Here is an 18,873-nt window from a genome sequence, read left to right on the forward strand (position 1 = left end):
GCAATGAATAATAACCCCATCACAATCCACCAGTTTCTGATTAGTCTGGCGGTCGCCATAGCAGCCCTTCTGACCGGGTGCGGTGGCGATCAGGGCGATGTAAGCAATCCCTGGAGCACACCAGAGACATTAATTTTTTCTTACCCTTATCCTGGCCAGACCGAGGTTCCAGCTACCGCGCCAGTAATCCTGCGATTTTCCTCTGCACTTGAGCAAGAGGTTATTGATGACATTGACTCACGCCTACAGCTGGTCAGTGATACTGATGGGAATACCGTCATGGTTGACTATCAGGTGGTAGACAATGGCAGAGGCCTGGCCCTGTATCCTCAATCGCGGCTGGCTCCGGCGGAAGCGTACCATCTGGTTGTCAACGATGATGGCCTTGGAGCCATTGATGATAACTCCGTGGCCCGCGTTCGGTTTCGGACTGCAGGCAATCAGGCCGGCGCATCGCAAACCATGGGAAGCGGCTCTTTCACCCTGCTTTCAGCCACTCCTCTAGACCAACCGTCATTGCTAGAGCCGATTGATGATGCCAGCCATCCCAACGACATGAGCACCTTCAGGATGTCGTTTAACCAAACGGTTGATCCGACCAGCACAGCATATGGCGAAACCGGATCGGTTCAACTTCGTGACAACCTCGGCAAGTTGGTTCCCGCATCGCTATTTTTGCAGGGTCGTTACCTGACACTGGATCCTGACCAGGATCTGAAACCTGTGGAACACACACTAACGATTGCTGGGCTGCGGGCCCAGACTACCGGTGAACAGTTGCCGGAGTACAATCGGACTTTTGTTCCGGAAGCCACTCTTCCCCGTGCTACATCCGTTCTAAAAGTTGGCAGTCTTGGAGCTGAACAACCTGGACTAGTGTCAACTTTAACCGGCAACCCGATCAATCAGGTGCCAGTACAATCCTTTGTGTTGGGAGATGAATCATTTACCGGGTTGAGCGGGGATTTAGCAGCAGATCTGGCTTTTGCGCCCGATTTTCCTGGTGCTGTACCACTGCGAGTACCCGCCGGCTCCATACTGCGCGGCACCCCCGTGGACGTCAATATACTGGGCGAAATACCGTCCGGGCTGGAAACCGGTGAAATCACCATCACGATACTCAGCGACGCTAATGGGTATCTGATCCCGAATCCATTCAGTGATTCCCCATCGGCTCCCCGCTATGCCCTGCTTAATATGGACGCAGCAATGACTGCAGCAGGTCAAGAACCCAATGCGGCTCTCAGCCAGAACCTGCTTAATGTGCAGGTAGCGGGTTTAGCCGTTGTAAAGGATGGTGTACTAGTACTGGATGCGGTCAGTGTGGTTGAACTTGAAGTACTGGGCCTGGAGACGGCATCCGGTCTGCTCTCATTCCGCATGGAGGCCTATCAAAACCAGCGCCAAGCGCCTGCCCCAAGCCAAGACACTCGACCCTTGCAGCTTCAGTCTTGGGCACCGGGAGAAACGTTCCAACCCAATGCAAGGCCTGGTGACCCCGTTATCCTGAACTTCAACAAACCATTAGACCCAGCTTCGGTGTTCCTTGACGGTGCCGTACAGGTTTCTGTTGATGATGTAGTAAAGACGTACCCAATACGTCACGATGGAGCCACGATCATCATCGCAGGAGATATCCTTCAACACGGAAAAGACGTCGAGCTCACCCTCACCAGCCTGCTCCGAGATACGCAGGGAAACCCGCTCAACCAGGACCAGACACTCAACATCCGCCTACCGGACTTCGTGCTTCCCAATGGCAGCACCAATGAGCTACGTGCACCACTTGTCGCTGCTGTTTTTCCCGGTTACCCCTGTGCGTTAACCGATGTCGATCTTACCGGCGAAAGAGAGACTTGGCGCAATGGCCGATGTGTAGGAGGTAAAAATAGCGACCCGCTCTATCCTGTACCGAATATGTTCAAGGATTTTAGTATTCGAGTCATCTTTAGCCGCAGTATCGACGGCGACACGGTTAATGATCAGACTTTTGTTGTTGAACACTTCGATACCAACAATAACGCATGGGACCCCATCAATGGTCGTCTCAAGGTGCTTGCCCAGCGAATAGAGTTTCTCCCGAACAACCCGTGGCAGATTGGCGAGCTTTATCGCTACACCCTGCACTCCGAGCAAAACTCGCCTGTTTGTGGCACCAATGCCATATGTTCAACCGATGGTGCACCGCTACAAACACGTCAAATCTCTCAGTCCAGTTCCTCAGCCCCAGAGCTTAGAGAAGGAGGTCCAGACCTAACCAATCACTTCGTTGTAACAGGGGAAGAAGACCGGATCACCCGTGTGTCGTTACGCTCTCTGCCGGTTGCGGATGTTAACGCTAATCTTAGTATCGATGACAATGAGCAAGGTGCGGTACCCGATGGTAACGGCGGTGCCATTGCCGATGCCAACTACCTACAGCTTAGGCTAAAAAACAAATCGGGAGTAATAACCCATGCCAACATTGGCTGTGGTATAGGCGACGATTGCCCGGAAAAGAAATTTGCCTTTGTCGGGTCAGGCGCCTTGCAAGCCGGGGTAAGCCAGTATGAGCCGGATGTCACCATCAACCGACGCCTCATCGACAGCGACCCAATGACATCAAATGAAGTCACCGGCGCCGTCATTGCCAAAGTCTTCCCTACCGTTCTCTCAACGACCAGTGTCTTTCTGGAAGCTCGCGCACTGGGATTAATCACAATACCGCTGGACACCGGTCCTCTGGTACTTCGATTGGGATACGAAAACAATCAACCCATTACGGGCTATATCACCGAAACCCCGGATGGCCCCTGGTTCAGTACTACGTTTGATCTCATGGTGGATGCACCAGAGTTAGAACCACGGCTAATTATAGAACTCGGGCATGACATCCGCAGCAAAGTAATTACCGGAGTCACCCTCGAAGGCCCCCTGCGCTTTGTCGATGATGGTCGTCTGATTCTCAAAGTCCGTAACCCCGACCCTCTCATCATACCGGCCAACATTGATCTCTTGGGAATCGGCTTGGCGGGTGTTGAGCTGGAAGTCCCCCCCCTCGGCGTAGATCTGACCTTTACCTTTTTGCCGGTAAAAGATTTTTAATATATTCCCCTTGTGCTAACGCACTTTCATGCCCCCTTTATGGGGGCTTTTTTCTGTCCTCACCGTATGCCACACCGCTGAATGATCATCAATATCGTCAAATAGGACTTTTCTTTGTGTAGAAGAAACGCTAATATTTGGTTGTTTGGCCAAATAAATAAATGCCTATAATGATGCATCCTCACGACAGCCTCGCAAGCCTTGCCTACAGCGATTCAAAGCACTCACCGGAATCTGGCAGGGATATACAGTTCCCGGGAAACGGCGGGTTGGTTCTTAGTGCAACCCAGTTCGGGGACCCGAAGTCACCGCAGGTGCTTTTGCTGCATGGCGGCGGACAGACCCGTCATGCCTGGGCGCACACGGCAACAGCTCTGGCCAGATCAGGTTACTGCGCTACCTGCATTGATGCCCGCGGTCATGGTCAAAGCCAGTGGTGCCCTGAAGGGGATTACAGCGGCACCGCGCTGGTATCAGACCTCCGCGCCATCATCCAATCACTTCCCACATCACCTTATATCGTGGGAGCGTCAATGGGCGGACTGACGGCCATGCTTACCCTTGGGGAGGAGCCCCCCTTGCCCTGTCGAGGTCTGGTACTGGTGGATGTGGCCCCACGGCTTGAGACCAAAGGCGTTCGCCGGGTGATTGAGTTCATGCGCCGCCACCCTGACGGTTTCGACTCTCTGGATCAGGTTCAGGATGCCGTGGCTGCCTATAACCCAACACGAAAAGCACCATCAAGCTCACAGGGCTTGCGAAAAAACCTCCGCCAGGACGCTAATGGCCGTCTCCATTGGCACTGGGATCCTGCGTTTCTTGATCATGCGGTAATCCCTGAAGCAAATGAAGGCATGTTCGGCCGAGCGCGACTCAATCTTGCAGCAAGCAAACTCAAATTACCGATATTACTCATCCGCGGCCATCACAGTGATGTACTCAGCGAAGCAGGAGCCCAGGAATTATTAGCCCTCGTGCCACATGCCAAGTACCGAGTAATCCATCAAGCAGGTCATATGGTAGCGGGTGACCGCAACAGTATTTTTACCGGAGCAGTGCTGGACTTTCTTCAGCACCTTGACCCGCAAGGAAATCACATACGCTCCACCGATCGGAGACTTACACCATGAAACATAAACACCTCGACGTGCTGATCATTGGCGCGGGCCTTTCCGGCGTCGGTGCGGCTTGTCACCTAAGCCGCAAGTGCCCAGATCTACGCTATGGCATCCTTGAGCGACGCAAGCGCGTTGGTGGCACCTGGGATTTATTTCGCTATCCCGGCATCCGTTCGGACTCCGATATGTTCACACTCGGCTATAACTTTCGGCCTTGGACAGACACCAAGATGCTTGCCGATGGCCCCTCTATTCGCAATTACATCGAAGAAACCGCTGAGCATCATCAGGTCCACAAGAAAATTCATTTTGGCCTGAAAGTCACTGCCGAGGACTGGAGCAGCGAATTCAATCGCTGGACGGTTACCGCGTTGAACGAGGAAACCGGTGAAGAAGAAGTTTTCACCGCTGGGTTTGTCCTCAACTGTACCGGTTATTATAACTATGACGCCGGCTACACACCGAAAATTCCTGGAATCAATCGCTTTGGCGGCGACGTAATTCACCCGCAGCACTGGCCAGATAACTACGACTATACGGGTAAGCGAGTTGTCGTGATCGGCAGCGGCGCCACCGCCGTAACACTGGTGCCCGCGATGACCGACCGCGCTGCGCATGTCACCATGTTACAGCGCTCCCCTACTTATGTTGCCTCCGTCCCTGAGCAAGATCTCATCTCGAAAAACCTGCGCCGAGTACTGCCAGAAATGCTTGTTTACCGCATGGCGCGCACACGCAATATCCTGCTGCAGAGAACCGTATTTAACCTATCGATTCGTAAGCCCAAAGCGATCCGCAGATTACTGCTGGCCGCTGCTCGCAAACAACTGGGGCCGGATATCGACATGAAGCATTTTCAACCTCACTACAACCCATGGGAGGAACGAATGTGCGCAGTTCCCAAGGGGGATCTGTTCAAGGTGCTTCGTGAAGGCAAGGCTTCCGTGGTGACGGATCATATAAAAAATGTCACCAAAACCGGTATAAAACTGGAATCTGGGGATTGGATACCTGCCGATATTATCGTCACAGCTACCGGTCTGGATTTGCAAATGTTGGGCGGCGCAGAGCTACGTGTTGATGGTACGCACGTCAATCTCTCAAACACCATGATGTACAAAGGCTTAATGCTTGAAAAAGTGCCTAATATGGCACTGGTCTTTGGCTATACCAACGCGTCCTGGACCCTCAAGGCAGATATTGCCTCCGAATTTGTTTGTCGGCTTCTCAAGCATATGCGCAAGACAGGCGCAGAAAAGGTGACCCCTATCGACGAGGAAGGGTGTGGCTCTGATGTCAACTTTCTCAACCTTCGATCTGGCTACATTCAACGTGCTGATGACCGCCTGCCACGCCAAGGCAACAAAGATCCTTGGCAAAACCTCAACGATTATCTTCACGACCTGCCGGCGCTTCGTTATGGAAAAATGAATGATGGCCACCTTAAATTCGAAACGACAAACCTACATAAAACGAAACGCAATCTCGTCCAAAAACTTCTGAGCAACACATCAATATAGAGGCGCAACGATGAAATCATTTTCAGGAAAAGTCGCGGCGATCACTGGCGCCGGGTCGGGCATCGGGCAAGCCACGGCGATTGCTCTAGCAAAAGAAGGTTGCCACTTAGCGATCTCTGATATCAGCGAAGAAAGCCTAGAGAAGACGGTCGAATTACTGGCAGGCTACGCCGTCAACATCAGCACTCATGTTGTTGATGTCAGCAACAAAAATGCGGTTTATCAATACGCGGAAGATACCGTATCAACACACGGAAAAGTAAATCTCATCATGAACAATGCCGGTGTGGGACTGGGTGAGACCGTCGAGAACATGAGCTATGAAAACTTTGAATGGCTGATGAATATCAATTTCTGGGGTGTCGTATACGGTACAAAGGCATTTCTTCCCCATCTCCAGAAAATAGGTGAAGGCCATATCGTCAATATCTCCAGCGTTTTCGGCATTATCGGTGTTCCAACCCAGTCAGCCTACAACGCCGCAAAATTTGCTGTTCGCGGATTTACAGAATCATTACGTGAAGAGCTGGATATCGCGGGCGGCCTTGTCAGCGCGACTTGCGTTCATCCAGGTGGAGTAAAGACTAACATCGCGCGTAATAGTCGCATGGGAGACATGGGCAGCATGAACATGGGCGACAAAGAAGAGATTGCCAGCATGTTCGAAAAAATTGCCATGACCACACCCGAAGCTGCCGCTAGAACCATCCTGAAAGGCGTGCGGAAAAACCGGCGAAGAGTTTTGGTAGGCGGTGACGCGGTCATGCTGGACACCACACAGAGACTGATACCCACAGGCTACCAACGCTTGCTTGAAATTATGTTTAAAAAACAGCAAAGCAGCAAAAATAAAAAAACGCATCAGGGCATGGCCTGACATTTTTCTCTTTAACTATCACATTATTGATTGGAGGCGATATGCGCTCGTCTAATACGGTAAAAAGCATTAAGAAACTCAGCGGCGCGCTGGTGGGCATTCCACCGCGTCATATCAATTTTCAATTTCCGGATTCCATTCCAAAGTATTTTTATGCTGGAAATGCCACAGCAACGACTTTCTTTGCCATGCTCTCCGGTTTTTTCCCACCTGGTGAACGCTATTTCATGGAGTCCGTTAGACACTTTCGTGGTCAGGTTAAGGACGAATCTCTACGGGCGGCCATATCGGGCTTCATGGGGCAAGAGGCCATTCACGGACGAGAGCACGACAGGCTGAACCAGATTCTCGCCGAGTACGGCTATGACATGCAGTCGCCAGATCGGTTTGTCAAAATTGGCTTGGCCATACTAGAGAAGTTGCCGCCGAGCACTCGGCTAGCCGCCACCACGTTTATGGAGCACTTTACTGCGCTTCTCGCCGAGCAGCTACTTGAAGACGAGAATTTTGTACGCCAGGCAGACCCTGAAATGATCAAAATATGGCAGTGGCATGCGCTCGAAGAGCTGGAACACAAATCTGTTGCCTACGACGTATATGAGCTTATTGGTAACAGCCGTACAGAGCGCGTGGCTGCAGCCCTCGCCTCGATGGTCGTCTTGCTGCCGATGCTGGGCATCACCTGGAGCTGGATGCTTGTCAAAGACGGCCAGCTCGGCAACATCAGCGATAATGTTAAAGGTCTGAATATTTTGCTAGGTCGTAACGGGTTTGTATCGCAAATCCTTTCGCGCCTTCCTGAGTTCATTCAGCCGGATTTCCACCCTGATCAACATGACACCAAAGGGCTGGAAAAACTGTGGCGTGAGAAGTTGTTCGCTGAAGGTGGCCAACTGCATGAGCTGTATAGCAATCCGGCGGCATAATAATGCTCAAGGGGGTTTAGGGAACCTCTGAATAGTTGACGACTCTGTCACCACCGTTTGCCAAAAGACACACAAAAAAATGCCGGAATTGCTTCCATGCAACTCCGGCATTACACCTTTTATCATAGCTTTTCTCTAGCCGATCTTTATTGCGCATCCTCTAGAATAAATTGTGCCGCTCGCTCGCCAATCATCATACATGGCGCGTTCGTATTACCACTGATCAACAGTGGCATGATCGAGGCATCGGCGACACGCAACCCCTTCACACCGTTTACCTGCAGACGGACATCCACCACCGCTTTTTCATCACTACCCATTCGGCAAGTGCCGACGGGATGGTAGATTGTTTCAGCGCGCTGGCGAATATCCGCGTCAATCTGGTCATCACTCTCCACGCTGGAAGCCGGTTCGTCATCACCGCCAAAAGCAGAGCTGAAAGAATGACTGTGAAACACTTTTCTGGCTAGTTTCACGCCTTCACGGAGCACAAGAATATCGTCAGGATGAGAAAGATAGTTTGGGTCTATCAAAGGCGCAGCAAATGGATCGCTATTGGCCAATCGAATCTGTCCTCGACTCTTAGGCCTGAGTTGGCACACATGAATCGTACAACCAAACCCAGGCGTCAACTGACGTCCATGATCTCGAAGATAAGCCGGTAAAAAGTGTAGCTGAGCATCCGGACGATCCGGCTCGCTGAGCAGGCTGACAAAAGCCCCTGCTTCCGCCGCGTTACTGGCAAGAAAGCCGCGCCGATGACGAAAATACTGGTAGAAGGCACTAATCAGCCGAGGTATAAAAAATAGTGACATGCCGATTGATTGACGGCTTTTGTCCTTGATCATGACGGTCATATCAAGGTGATCCTGAAGGTTCTCCCCAACTTCCGGCGAGTCTTGCAAACAAGTGATGCCGATTTTCGATAGGTGCTCTCGCTCTCCAATACCCGACAACATCAGCAACTGAGGGGTATTGATCGCCCCACCGGACAGGATGACTTCTTTGTTCGTACCAATGACCGATTGAGCACCATCACTATCACAAATTTCGACGCCAATCGCCCTGCCGCAATCCAGTAACACCTTGGTTACCTGCACATCCGTCATGATGTGCAGGTTATCGCGGCCACGTGCAGGATCCAGGAAAGCACGCGCGGCACTCCATCGGCGCCCTTCTTTTTGTGTTACCTGAAACCGGCCAAAGCCTTTCTGTTCCGGCCCATTAAAATCATCGTTTCGGGTATAACCCAGCTCTTCACCGGACTTAATAAACAGCGGGGTTAACGGGTTAACATCCCTGACTTGGGTAACATTCAGCGGCCCACCCACACCATGCCAATTGTCAGCGGAGTATTGTTCATTGTTTTCATGTGCATTGAATACCGGCTGCACATCTTTCCACGCCCACCCTGTTGCGCCTTGCGCTGCCCAGTCATCATAGTCTTGTTGTTGGCCTCGAATGTAGACCATGGCATTGATTGAGCTGCTGCCCCCCAGTGTTTTTCCTCGCGGCCAGTAGAGGCGTCTTTTATTAAGATGACTCTGTGGCGCGGTGTCGTAGCCCCAGTTTCGCTTTCCTTGTTTAATCAGACCGATGAGTCCAAACGGAATATTAATAAACCCGCTATTATCGTGGGGGCCGGCCTCAATAAGACAAACGGAATACTTGCCGCACTCGCTTAACCGGTTGGCAAGAACACAGCCCGAAGAGCCCGCCCCCACGACGATAAAATCAAACGACTTCATTTTGCTTCTCCCCCGCCTGAATAAACCGTGACATGTGGTGCTCTCGGTCGCCATGACTCAATGATGCATGTGTCACCAGACGGAAGTAATGGCCAATGTTCAGCTCTTCCGTAACACCAACGCCACCATGGATCTGGATACCTTTCTGAGTGATACCAACGGCCCGGTTTGCGTAGTAAGCCTTTGCCGCCGCTGTCGCGCGCCCGCGCTCACAGACGTTTGCGCTCTCTCCTTTTACTGACACCATCAAGAGCATGGATTCCAGCTGCTGGAGATCAATAAACGCATCAACAAGGTAGTGCTGGATTACCTGAAAACTGCCAATCGTTGTACCAAACTGTTTACGCGTTCGAGCGTATTCCAGAGTGGCCTGATACACCTCTCGGCAGGCGCCGTACATACGTGCGCAGTCCAATGCGCACAGATAATCGAACCAGGCAGAAACCGCTTGCTTTGCCGCATCACCACGACACAAAACCATATCGTCTGTGATGAGCACATCATCAAGCGTCAAACTGGCAGCACGGCTTCCATCGAGCAGTCGATATCTTTCAACGTCACAGGCGTCGAAAGGTAGCGCGACAATGACCAACTCATCACCAGACATAGCGGAGACGAGCACGGCGTCTGCAACGCCACCATCAGACACAACGTGCTTCTGCCCGGAAAGTCGTTCTCCGTTTAGCCTCAAGGAAGGGTTCAGCACGTGATAACCGGCATGCCGGTCATAAAGACCGCAAGCCACACGTGCCTCACCAGCAATAATGCGATCAAGCAACGCCAAGGATGTTGGCGTATTGGCGAACTCCAATAACTTGCCGGGGGAAACAATTAAATCGACAAAAGGGTCAAGACAAAGCGCGGCTCCTAACTCCTGAACAATGGCGCAAACGTCAAGCAATGAGCCGCCATACCCTCCAGCAGATTCAGCAAACGGAAGGCCAAACCAACCCAAATCATTCATGGCCTGCCAGCGATTCGCTTCAAGGTGATTACTCTCATTCAACTGTGCAATGTAGCTGTCAAATGAATAGTTGTCTTTAAGATAACGGCGTGCGGTATCCGCAATCATGGTGGTATTTTCGGGTAACTTGAAATCCATTTTTCACCTCACAATCCGAGCAACATCTTCGCCAACACGTTTTTCTGGATCTCGTTAGATCCACCATAGATGGTGCACGCACGCAGGAAGTTATAGCGGCGACTGGCCTGATTAAAAATTTGCTCCCCAATGGGCTCCTCGTTATCCCATGGCAATGACATCAAACCTCCGATTTCCACCATCGCCTGGGAAACCCTTTGCTGTAGTTCCGTGCCTTTGATTTTCAGTCCTGACGATTCTGGGCCGAACGGCTTGCCTTCATCTGTGGCAGCAACGGTGCGAAAGTTGGTGTATTCCAGCGCCATAAGATCGACTTCCAATCCAGCCAACCGACGCACCGCCAACTGCTTATCTGTTTCCGTTGGCAACGCATCGATAGCACTTTTAAGGCGATTGATTTCGTAGTGAATATCCGCCACACCGGCAATGGTGGTGCGTTCGTGGGTAAGAAGAAACTTGGCAATGGTCCACCCCATTCCTTCTTGACCCACCAAATTTTCCACAGGCACTTTCACGTCGGTAAAATAGACTTCGTTAAGGTGATGATGCCCATCAATTGAATAAATCGGCCGTACTTCAAGCCCGGGGGTTTTCATATCGATCAGCAGGAATGAAATACCCTGCTGCTGTTTCACGGTGCTATCCGTTCGCACCAAGCAAAACATCATGTCTGCCCAATGGGCCTGTGTCGTCCAGATTTTTTGACCATTAACCAAATAATGGTCGCCATTACGCGTGGCTCGCGTTTTTAACGAGGCCAGATCTGAGCCCGCATTGGGCTCAGAATAACCTTGGCACCATAGCGTTTCGCCACGCTGAATGCCGGGCAACCACCGTTCCTTCTGTGCTTCAGAACCAAAGGTATATAACACCGGCCCAACCATAGCCACACCAAAAGGGCTTGTTGGCGGTGCCCCTGCCGAGGCGCGTTCCTGATCGAAAATATACCGCTGGGTTGCGCTCCACCCTGGGCCACCAAATTGTTCTGGCCAAGTAGACGTAAGCCAACCTTGACTGCCCAGCAAACGCTCCCAACGTTGCTGCATATTCTTATCTAACATCGCTCCTCGGGCAGTACAGCGCCGAATATCATCAGGCACATTTTCCTTCATCCACTGCCGGATACTCTTACGAAATTCTTTTTCGTCATTACTGAAATCCAGATTCATGAAAGCCTCCAAGCCAATAAATTTCGCAATACAAGGTCATCGATTACTCAATTAACCTGTTTACCGTTGCTCTCCCAAAAGGGGGCTCGCAGTTCGTTTTTCAGCACCTTACCTGCCCCACTCACCGGCAACGACTCTGCCTTAAAATCAACGCTACGAGGCACTTTGTAACCTGCAATTCTTTCACGGCAATGTTCGATAATCTCTGCCTCACTGGCGTGCTCTCCTTCACGCAGCACCACGATTGCATGCACAGCTTCACCCCAGCGTTCATCGGGAATACCAATTACCGCGCACTCCTGTACCGCAGGATGGCTATAAATGGCACCTTCAACTTCAACAGAGAAAATATTTTCTCCACCGCTAATTACCATGTCCTTGGCTCGATCAACGATGAAGACAAATCCATCCTCGTCCATGTAGCCAAGGTCGCCGGTATGTAGCCAACCATTGCGCAAGGTATCAGCGGTTGTTGATTCCATTCCCCAGTAACCCAACATGACGTTTGGTCCCCGCGCACATATTTCGCCAACCGTACCTTGAGATACCACCTGATCATTTTCATCAAGCACCACCACCTCCACACCCAGTGCTGCGCGACCGGCGCTACGTAATTTTTCTCCGCCGGGAATGTGATGTTCTGGCCCGAGTGAGGTAATGATTGGGGAGGCTTCGGTCTGGCCATAGCCCTGAGCAAATGACACTGTCGGCATTTGTTCCATAGCACTAATCAATACCGCCTCTGGCATTGGCGAGGCGCCATACAGCATGCGTTTTATGCTGCTGACATCGTAATTGGCGATGCGCCCAGATGAGGCTAGAAGATTGACCATGGTCGGCACCAACAGGGTGTTCGTGACTTTCTCCTGCTCAATGAAAGCCAGCACTTCATCAACATCAAAGCGAGGAACAATGCCATGTGTCCCCGCAGCCAGTGTCACGGCAAACGTGCTGGCCATATCAGCCAAGTGGAACATGGGCCCGGCATGCATATATATGGTGTCACTGTCATAGCCCATCTCGGCAACCACGTTCAGGGCATTGAATACCAGGTTGTCATGACTCAGCATCACGCCTTTTGACCGCCCAGTGGTACCACCGGTATAAAACAGCCCCGCCAGATCGTCACCGCCAGCATTGGCGTCACGGATTCGATCGGCGTTGGCGACAAGGGATTCATAATCAATACACCCCTGTGGACACTCACCCTCGCCCATGAAGACAACATGCTTGATAGACTCAAGCTGTGGCTGCAGGGATGGCAGCAATGCTGCAAAGGTGTCATCAACGAAAAGGACTTTAGAACCTGAGTCATTCAAGGTATAGGCGATTTCAGGTGATGCGAGCCGAATATTGACGGGATTCACTGCCGCACCGGCCCACGGCACTGCATAGAAATACTCCAGGTAGCGATCGCTGTTTAACGCCAGTATGGCAACCCTGTCACCCGCCTTGACGCCCAGACTTAGCAACCCGTTAGCAAGGCATGCGATACGGTCTTCAAACTCTCGCCAGGTTTGCCGCCGGCCAGCAAAAACGGTAGCCGTACCTTTGCCGTTTAATTGAACCGCACGGCGCAAAGTCTGTGAAATATACATAACAGAACTCCTCTATTGAGGCAGAAAAGGAAGGGGGAGGGTTGTTTATAGATTGGATTAGCTGGAAGCGAGGACTCTCTTATAAATGAAGCGACCTCGGGAAACCTGGGCGCCATCAAGAAACACATCCACAACAACCACAATGAAGCGCTTTCCTTCACGAATAATGTTCGGCTTGGCCACCAACGTACCCGCAAAGGCCGGGCGCAAATAATCCAGAGTCATACTTGAACATACTGGCTTATTTTGTTCAGCCTGATTCGATGTTAAGTGCGCGCCAGCAACAAGCTCCGCGAAGCTTGCGATAATACCGCCATGAAAAGTCTTGATCAGAGGGTTGCCAATGTGCTGCTCGCGAAACGGCATTTTATAGGTTGCTTCGCCGTTATCGTCCGAGGCCGTCATACCAAGAAATTTTTCGTATGGTGATACATCGCCGACAACAGTAGAGAGAGCGGTTACCCTTTCTGTTTCGAAGCTGATGATTCCTTCATCATCGATTGTGTTTTTCTTGGAGGGGGCTCTCTTATTGCCAGCATTCACAGATTGATCAAAGGACGGGCCTGCCGTTCCTATCGCAAAACTGCCTGATACCGACGCCAGCAAATTGTCGCCATCACGCCCAAATGCCTCTCCACGGACATAGGCAATATTCTCTTCAACTGCAAAACAGGTGACATTACATGCCACCCCTTCGCCAGCCTCGGGTTTAGCGATGAAATCAACGCGCAAGTCAATTGTCGCAATTGGGCGCATGTCGCCGAGGCGCACAAAAATCGCCAAACCACATGCCGTATCAAGCAAGGTAGCGATGGCTCCCCGATGAAGCTTTCCCTGTTGATCACAAACCTCTTCCACACAAGGCATGCTCATTACCGCGCCATCTTTGGTAATGTCATCCATTGCGATACCAAAAACCCTGAACAACGGATGCCCTGAACCAAAAAAAGCCTTTGCGGCAAGCAGTTCTCTCGGGAGTGATGTCTCAGCTGTCATAGTTAGCAACTTTTTATCAGAATGTTGAAGCGGCATCCGCATACCGGGTCTCTGCAACACGCACAGATTCAATGGCGTCCGTTATTGCCTCTTCAGGGAATGTTTCACTTTCAGACCCCTTTCGCAGACAATCAGCCAGAGCGGACCATGCCGCAGCACTCGCGCGCATCAACTCGACCAAGCCTGCCTCATGTATTTCAGGAACAATTTCACTCGCTTCATCGAGAAATTCTGAATACATCGCTCTAAAACCGCTGCCCCCCGTTCCACGCTTCTCGATCACTTGATAGGCGAAACGGAGCAACCATTGCCATTTATCCACTGCCTTCCAGCGAGGAAGTTCCTGGATCCAAGTTGTTAGCGCTTGAATACCGTGATTCCTGCTTCCTTGCAGTAGATTATCTGCATTCTTCACAATCGCACTGCGCACGTTCTCGGGAGACACCTGAACCGAAACACTTTCGGGTGCGAACAATGAACCATGATGGATAAAGGGTGGCGACAAGGAGAATCTGGCTTCAACCAACTTGTCACGAGGCACCTCTAAAAGCCCTGGGCGCTCGGTATCGCTAACGAGCATCGTCTCGCCCTTCTCGGCTCGCTGCCAGGCGACGATGGCGTGACCGGGGAAATGTGTACTGCTCTTGAAATAAGGAAGGTAAAAAATATCAGTTAAGAGAAGCGCAGGCCGCCCCGCATCAAGATGGGCATCCAGCGCATCGGCGGCAGCACATTTATCTTGCCAAGTTTCCCAGCGAAACGGCACGCCCAGTGTAGAGAACACCGTTTCCTCAAATCCCATTGAACGGACATGGACAATAAACGGGGTGTCCGTGCCTGGTATTTCCACATAAGTAATACCAAGCCCGGCACCCAGCCCGAAGCAGAAAGCTTCCGTCAAATTAAGCCCATGAAACTCCAGCAGGTCTCTGATAGCTGAACTGCCACAGTGACGCCCAGGCCGATGTGTATGAGGAACATCGACGGTACTGGGGAGATCCTGCTTGTCTCCATGCATCAGGCTGCCTCACTCACTGGAGCCGGACCGTAAATGGTTTCCGATGCCCGCATCGGATCTCCATGAGTCTCATACTCCGCCAACCACGCGGCAACCTTCTCAGGCATACCGGTATCCCAAGGGTGAAATCCAGGGCGGAACCAAGCGAGGAAATCAGGCAGCATGCCTGTGAGAATACCTTTTCGCCCATAAAGCTTGTTCAGGCCTCGTAGAATCACACCAGGCTGGCGCGTTACGCCATCAAGCTTGAGCATATTCCAAAATACTGGAGCCACGACAAGGTGAACCATCAGGGTCGCAACCACCAACGCAGACGCGCGCGTGAAGTAGCCTCCACCTGCTGCGCCCTGATAAAGATCATAGGCCACGGCCTTGTGCTCTACTTCTTCGACCCCGTGCCACAGAAATAGCGCTCTCATGACGGGGTCAGCCTCGCTAAACATCTCGCTCTTCTCGCTGACCATGGTTTCGCCCAGGGTTGCCGTAAAGTGCTCAAACGCCGCCGTCATGGCGAGCTGATACTTCTTCGGCAGGTACTTTTGTGTGGTGCGAATAAAGGTCCTTAGATTCGCAGTGACCTTATCCACATCCACGCCCTGGCTGGCCATCACATCGTTGAAACGATCATGGACAATCCCGTGCTGACCTTCCTGGCGAATAAAGTGACGAATATCCTCGCTCAGCTGATCATCTGTCACTTGATCCTTGAAGTTACGCACTGACTGGATAAAGAAGCGCTCCCCCTCCGGGAAATGTACCGAGAGGGCGTCAAAAAAGCGGGTCAGCACGGGATCACCGCCATTCCAGTGCCGCGGCACTGATGAGACATCAAAAGCAACTTTACGTGGCTGGATTGGCAAAGAAGTCATAATTCCTCCAATGAAACAGGTTGTCTTTAGGTTGACATCCTTCGATGTTATTTGGTCAACTAACCAAATGTCAACCAGAACAAACCTACAAAGCGGCAAAACCACGTAAGTTTCATGCTTATAACTTTCGAAGTAGTGATTCGACCATGAAAGATGCGCTAAATATCAGCGCTATGGGCCGATCAAAAGCCAAGAAGTGAGAATCACCACATTTTACGAAATATTCAGAATTCCCTTAAACATTCGGTTCGACCCTGTCGTTTGTAACCGATAAATTTATAGAGCAAGGAAGTACCGATGAATATTGCCAGTTTGAGCATGGCACAGCGATCTGCGGGAGAATGGCTTTCCTCCTTGCCAACCATAATCCTGCTATTGCTCACTATTTTTCTAGCCTCTGGCGAAGTGATTCATTCCCAGTTACTCAAGATTGGTGAGAGCACATGGGAAGGTTACTTCAAGCTGCGAACAGCGGGACTTGTCGGCGCCCCCACCTGTAATTCAGATCCTAACATTGAACAGGAGATCCAGAAGGCCATCACCGAGAAGAAAGCACGAATGGCGGCCGATCCATTAGCCGGAATTTTGGGATCAGAGGTGAACGAAGGAGCGATACGTCAATCGCTGGAGTCATCCCGCTCCATTTGTCGCAATAAATGGAGCGACTACAGGATGGTTCAAGAGAACGCCACTCCTGGAGTGATTGCCTTCCGCAACCTGGAAACAGGGGTCGCCCATCTGGTCACCACCCTTGGGGGTTACAAGCGCCTTTTACTCTGCCTACTTATCATAATCTGTGCAGCAACAGCTACATTCTCCCGACACCACATCGCACTTCGGCCTGCTCAAACGCGCAAGGATCATTTGGTCTCAACTGTTGGTCAGCTAAGTGCAAACCTGATGCTATTGGCGTCAGCATGGGTTTATCGCAGTGCAGAATTATCCGCAGTGGCAGATGGAGTCAACGTTGATCACTTCTATCTTCATCAGTTCTGGATTGCAGGATTTAGTATTCTCAGCCTGGCAGCGTTCTACCAGTTGCTCCGTCCGCCGAAAGATCTAAGCGATGGCGGCTCTTGGGGGAAATCGCTGCTGACCATTCCGCTGTACAGCATCATGTGTATTTCCGCAGGTATCCAGTTCGCCCAACAAGGTTACTATCACGGAATAAGTGTATACCTAGGTATGCTCATGGAGCTTTCCACACTGTTTTTGAGCCTCGCGCTGTATATCTGGATAGGCATGATGTTACGTCAAACCAAACTCGCCCACCTGGTATTTGATGTACTGCGACCCTGGAAAATGTCTCCAGAGCTCATGTGTTTTGTCGTGCTAGCAATTACCGCAATCCCGACAGCGTTCACCGGCGCTTCAGGTATTTTTGTAATCGCAGCTGGCGCCACCGTTTACCATGAGCTGATTCGCGCCGGAGCCCGCAAGCAGTTAGCTCTGGCAGCCACTGCTATGTCTGGCTCTCTCGGCGTCGTTCTTCGACCTTGTCTTCTGGTAGTGATTATTGCCGCATTGAATAACGCAGTGACGACAGATGAGATGTTTTCCTCAGGCTTGAAGGTTTTCTCTTTGTCTTTGTTCTTGTTCTTCGTTTACAGCCAGTTTGTACGCACATCACCCGCCCGTATTGCACCCTTATCTGAAGCAGTACCCGCCAGTCTTAAACGCCTGGTCCCACTGCTTCCCTATATAATCATCATGGGCACGGTGGTAGTATTTTTCCGAGATATTCTGGGTGCGGAGTTAAACGAAATCTACGCCCCCATCATTTTGCCTGTAATGATGCTGTCGATTCTGTGTTACGAGAAACTTAGCGTAAAATCTCTACACGTCTTCTCGTTGACGCTAGTCCCCCTCATTCTCTACTCCTCTTACAATATGGCTGGTATGCAGGAGGCCCTGAATAGCGGCAACATTCCTACTGGCACTTCAAAAAATGAACTTAACAGCCTGTTCTGGGAGCTTTTCTGGCGCAATATGTTACTTAGTGTCAGCCTGATTCTGCAGCATCTAGTAAAAAAACCCTCGGCAAAACCTCACCACCAGCCTGAACCAGGCACAGGAGAGAAGCTAGAGTCTTCACTGCGTTTTGCCACCAATGAAACCACCGGACATATCGGTGCCTTGTTGATTTTGATGGGCATGTCGGTAAGCCTTGGTGGCATCGTAGAACGTTCTGGGATGATGGAAAACTTACCTGAAACTTTTGCCAATATCTGGGTTGCAATGACTATATTGGTGATCACTATGGTAATCATTGGCATGACCATGGATCCGATGGGCGCGGTGTTACTGGTGAACGCCACGATAGCTCCTGTGGCGTTCGCCAATGGAATTGAGCCCCTGCACTTCTGGATGATCACTCTAGCGGCCTTCGAACTGGGCTACTTGTCACCACCGGTGGCACTTAACCACTTATTAACAAGACAGGTGGTCGGCGACGAGGAAGTGGAATCCGCCAAAGTTCACGGAGGCAGCTTTTACCGTCGCCACGAGAAGTATCTTCTGCCTATTGCCGTGATGCTGACCGCTCTATTGATGGTATCCTACCTGCCACTGATGTCAGATACGCTCCACGGCTATATGTTCCAGAAAATATCGCACGGTGGTTAATCGCGAGTCAATTTTAAAAGTTGGCTTTCAATAACTGATTCCATCGCTCAGCGAAAATTAAAATGTAAACTGATTGCATTTACAATAAGACGAAAAATTTTGGTCAGGAATAATCAAACTTTATCTGAACTCCTGACCAAATCCGCCCCCCCCCATCAACAGATGATGACCAGGGCAAACTCGACCGGCAACGTGCCGGGTTGGGTTCTACCCCGTTACTGCG

The 18,873-nt window shown here is 51.1% G+C and carries 13 protein-coding genes; 6 read left to right on the forward strand and 7 right to left on the reverse strand.

The features are described from left to right. Positions 1-3 precede the first annotated feature (3 nt). The 5 genes from Q672_RS18120 (at position 4) to Q672_RS18135 (ending at position 7,525) form a co-directional block, all read left to right on the forward strand. Positions 4-3,084 (forward strand): Ig-like domain-containing protein, encoded by a 3,081-nt coding sequence (locus Q672_RS18120; RefSeq protein WP_022983813.1) that lies wholly within the window; start codon positions 4-6, stop codon positions 3,082-3,084. A 269-nt stretch (positions 3,085-3,353) separates the two neighbouring features. Beyond that, a complete protein-coding gene (locus Q672_RS0116965; RefSeq protein ID WP_231552686.1) occupies positions 3,354-4,214 on the forward strand; it encodes an alpha/beta fold hydrolase in 861 nt (286 codons plus the stop codon). Further along, positions 4,211-5,722, forward strand: coding sequence for a flavin-containing monooxygenase (locus Q672_RS18125; RefSeq protein ID WP_008930244.1), 1,512 nt, complete (start codon positions 4,211-4,213; stop codon positions 5,720-5,722). The genes Q672_RS0116965 and Q672_RS18125 overlap by 4 nt, the downstream gene beginning before the upstream one ends. Positions 5,723-5,732: 10 nt before the next feature. After that, on the forward strand, positions 5,733-6,599 hold the full coding sequence (locus Q672_RS18130; RefSeq protein ID WP_007150445.1) for an SDR family NAD(P)-dependent oxidoreductase: 867 nt from the start codon (positions 5,733-5,735) through the stop codon (positions 6,597-6,599). A gap of 41 nt (positions 6,600-6,640) precedes the next feature. Further along, positions 6,641-7,525 carry a metal-dependent hydrolase gene (locus Q672_RS18135; RefSeq protein WP_008930245.1) on the forward strand — a complete coding sequence of 295 codons (885 nt, stop codon included), beginning with the start codon at positions 6,641-6,643 and terminating at the stop codon, positions 7,523-7,525. 146 nt (positions 7,526-7,671) lie between these two features. Here the strand turns inward: Q672_RS18135 and Q672_RS18140 are convergent, their stop codons facing one another. Genes Q672_RS18140 through Q672_RS18170 form a run of 7 tightly spaced genes read right to left on the reverse strand, consistent with a single transcriptional unit; the run spans position 7,672 to position 16,130 of the window. Beyond that, positions 7,672-9,273: a GMC family oxidoreductase gene (locus Q672_RS18140; RefSeq protein ID WP_031225750.1), complete on the reverse strand. Its 1,602-nt coding sequence runs from the start codon at positions 9,271-9,273 to the stop codon at positions 7,672-7,674. Beyond that, positions 9,260-10,375 (reverse strand): acyl-CoA dehydrogenase family protein, encoded by a 1,116-nt coding sequence (locus Q672_RS18145; protein WP_022983815.1) that lies wholly within the window; start codon positions 10,373-10,375, stop codon positions 9,260-9,262. The genes Q672_RS18140 and Q672_RS18145 overlap by 14 nt, the downstream gene beginning before the upstream one ends. A gap of 8 nt (positions 10,376-10,383) precedes the next feature. Further along, positions 10,384-11,544: an acyl-CoA dehydrogenase family protein gene (locus Q672_RS18150; protein ID WP_022983816.1), complete on the reverse strand. Its 1,161-nt coding sequence runs from the start codon at positions 11,542-11,544 to the stop codon at positions 10,384-10,386. Positions 11,545-11,591: 47 nt separating this feature from the next. Continuing rightward, positions 11,592-13,142 carry a long-chain-fatty-acid--CoA ligase gene (locus Q672_RS18155; protein ID WP_022983817.1) on the reverse strand — a complete coding sequence of 517 codons (1,551 nt, stop codon included), beginning with the start codon at positions 13,140-13,142 and terminating at the stop codon, positions 11,592-11,594. Between the two features lie 57 nt (positions 13,143-13,199). Then, on the reverse strand, positions 13,200-14,180 hold the full coding sequence (locus Q672_RS18160; protein ID WP_235047171.1) for a PaaI family thioesterase: 981 nt from the start codon (positions 14,178-14,180) through the stop codon (positions 13,200-13,202). Further along, entirely contained in the window at positions 14,155-15,156 is a 1,002-nt protein-coding gene (locus tag Q672_RS18165) for a BtrH N-terminal domain-containing protein (protein ID WP_022983819.1), read from the reverse strand. Before Q672_RS18165 ends, Q672_RS18160 begins: the two co-directional genes overlap by 26 nt. Then, complete coding sequence (locus Q672_RS18170) at positions 15,156-16,130, reverse strand: metal-dependent hydrolase (protein ID WP_235047172.1); 975 nt, start codon at positions 16,128-16,130, stop codon at positions 15,156-15,158. The genes Q672_RS18165 and Q672_RS18170 overlap by 1 nt, the downstream gene beginning before the upstream one ends. A 192-nt stretch (positions 16,131-16,322) precedes the next feature. On the opposite strand from Q672_RS18170, the gene Q672_RS18175 reads away from it, so the two are divergent. Then, positions 16,323-18,650: a TRAP transporter large permease subunit gene (locus Q672_RS18175; protein WP_007150199.1), complete on the forward strand. Its 2,328-nt coding sequence runs from the start codon at positions 16,323-16,325 to the stop codon at positions 18,648-18,650. The last annotated feature ends 223 nt before the right edge of the window (positions 18,651-18,873 follow it).

It is taken from the genome of Alcanivorax sp. P2S70, assembly GCF_000475295.1.
Lineage (GTDB): Bacteria > Pseudomonadota > Gammaproteobacteria > Pseudomonadales > Alcanivoracaceae > Alcanivorax > Alcanivorax profundi.

Coding starts and splice junctions, on each gene's coding strand:
- Q672_RS18120 (WP_022983813.1), top strand. CDS start 4: ATGAATAATAACCCCATCACAATCCACCAGTTTCTGATTAGTCTGGCG.
- Q672_RS18125 (WP_008930244.1), top strand. CDS start 4,211: ATGAAACATAAACACCTCGACGTGCTGATCATTGGCGCGGGCCTTTCC.
- Q672_RS18130 (WP_007150445.1), top strand. CDS start 5,733: ATGAAATCATTTTCAGGAAAAGTCGCGGCGATCACTGGCGCCGGGTCG.
- Q672_RS18135 (WP_008930245.1), top strand. CDS start 6,641: ATGCGCTCGTCTAATACGGTAAAAAGCATTAAGAAACTCAGCGGCGCG.
- Q672_RS18140 (WP_031225750.1), bottom strand. CDS start 9,273: ATGAAGTCGTTTGATTTTATCGTCGTGGGGGCGGGCTCTTCGGGCTGT.
- Q672_RS18145 (WP_022983815.1), bottom strand. CDS start 10,375: ATGGATTTCAAGTTACCCGAAAATACCACCATGATTGCGGATACCGCA.
- Q672_RS18150 (WP_022983816.1), bottom strand. CDS start 11,544: ATGAATCTGGATTTCAGTAATGACGAAAAAGAATTTCGTAAGAGTATC.
- Q672_RS18155 (WP_022983817.1), bottom strand. CDS start 13,142: ATGTATATTTCACAGACTTTGCGCCGTGCGGTTCAATTAAACGGCAAA.
- Q672_RS18160 (WP_235047171.1), bottom strand. CDS start 14,180: ATGCGGATGCCGCTTCAACATTCTGATAAAAAGTTGCTAACTATGACA.
- Q672_RS18165 (WP_022983819.1), bottom strand. CDS start 15,156: ATGCATGGAGACAAGCAGGATCTCCCCAGTACCGTCGATGTTCCTCAT.
- Q672_RS18175 (WP_007150199.1), top strand. CDS start 16,323: ATGAATATTGCCAGTTTGAGCATGGCACAGCGATCTGCGGGAGAATGG.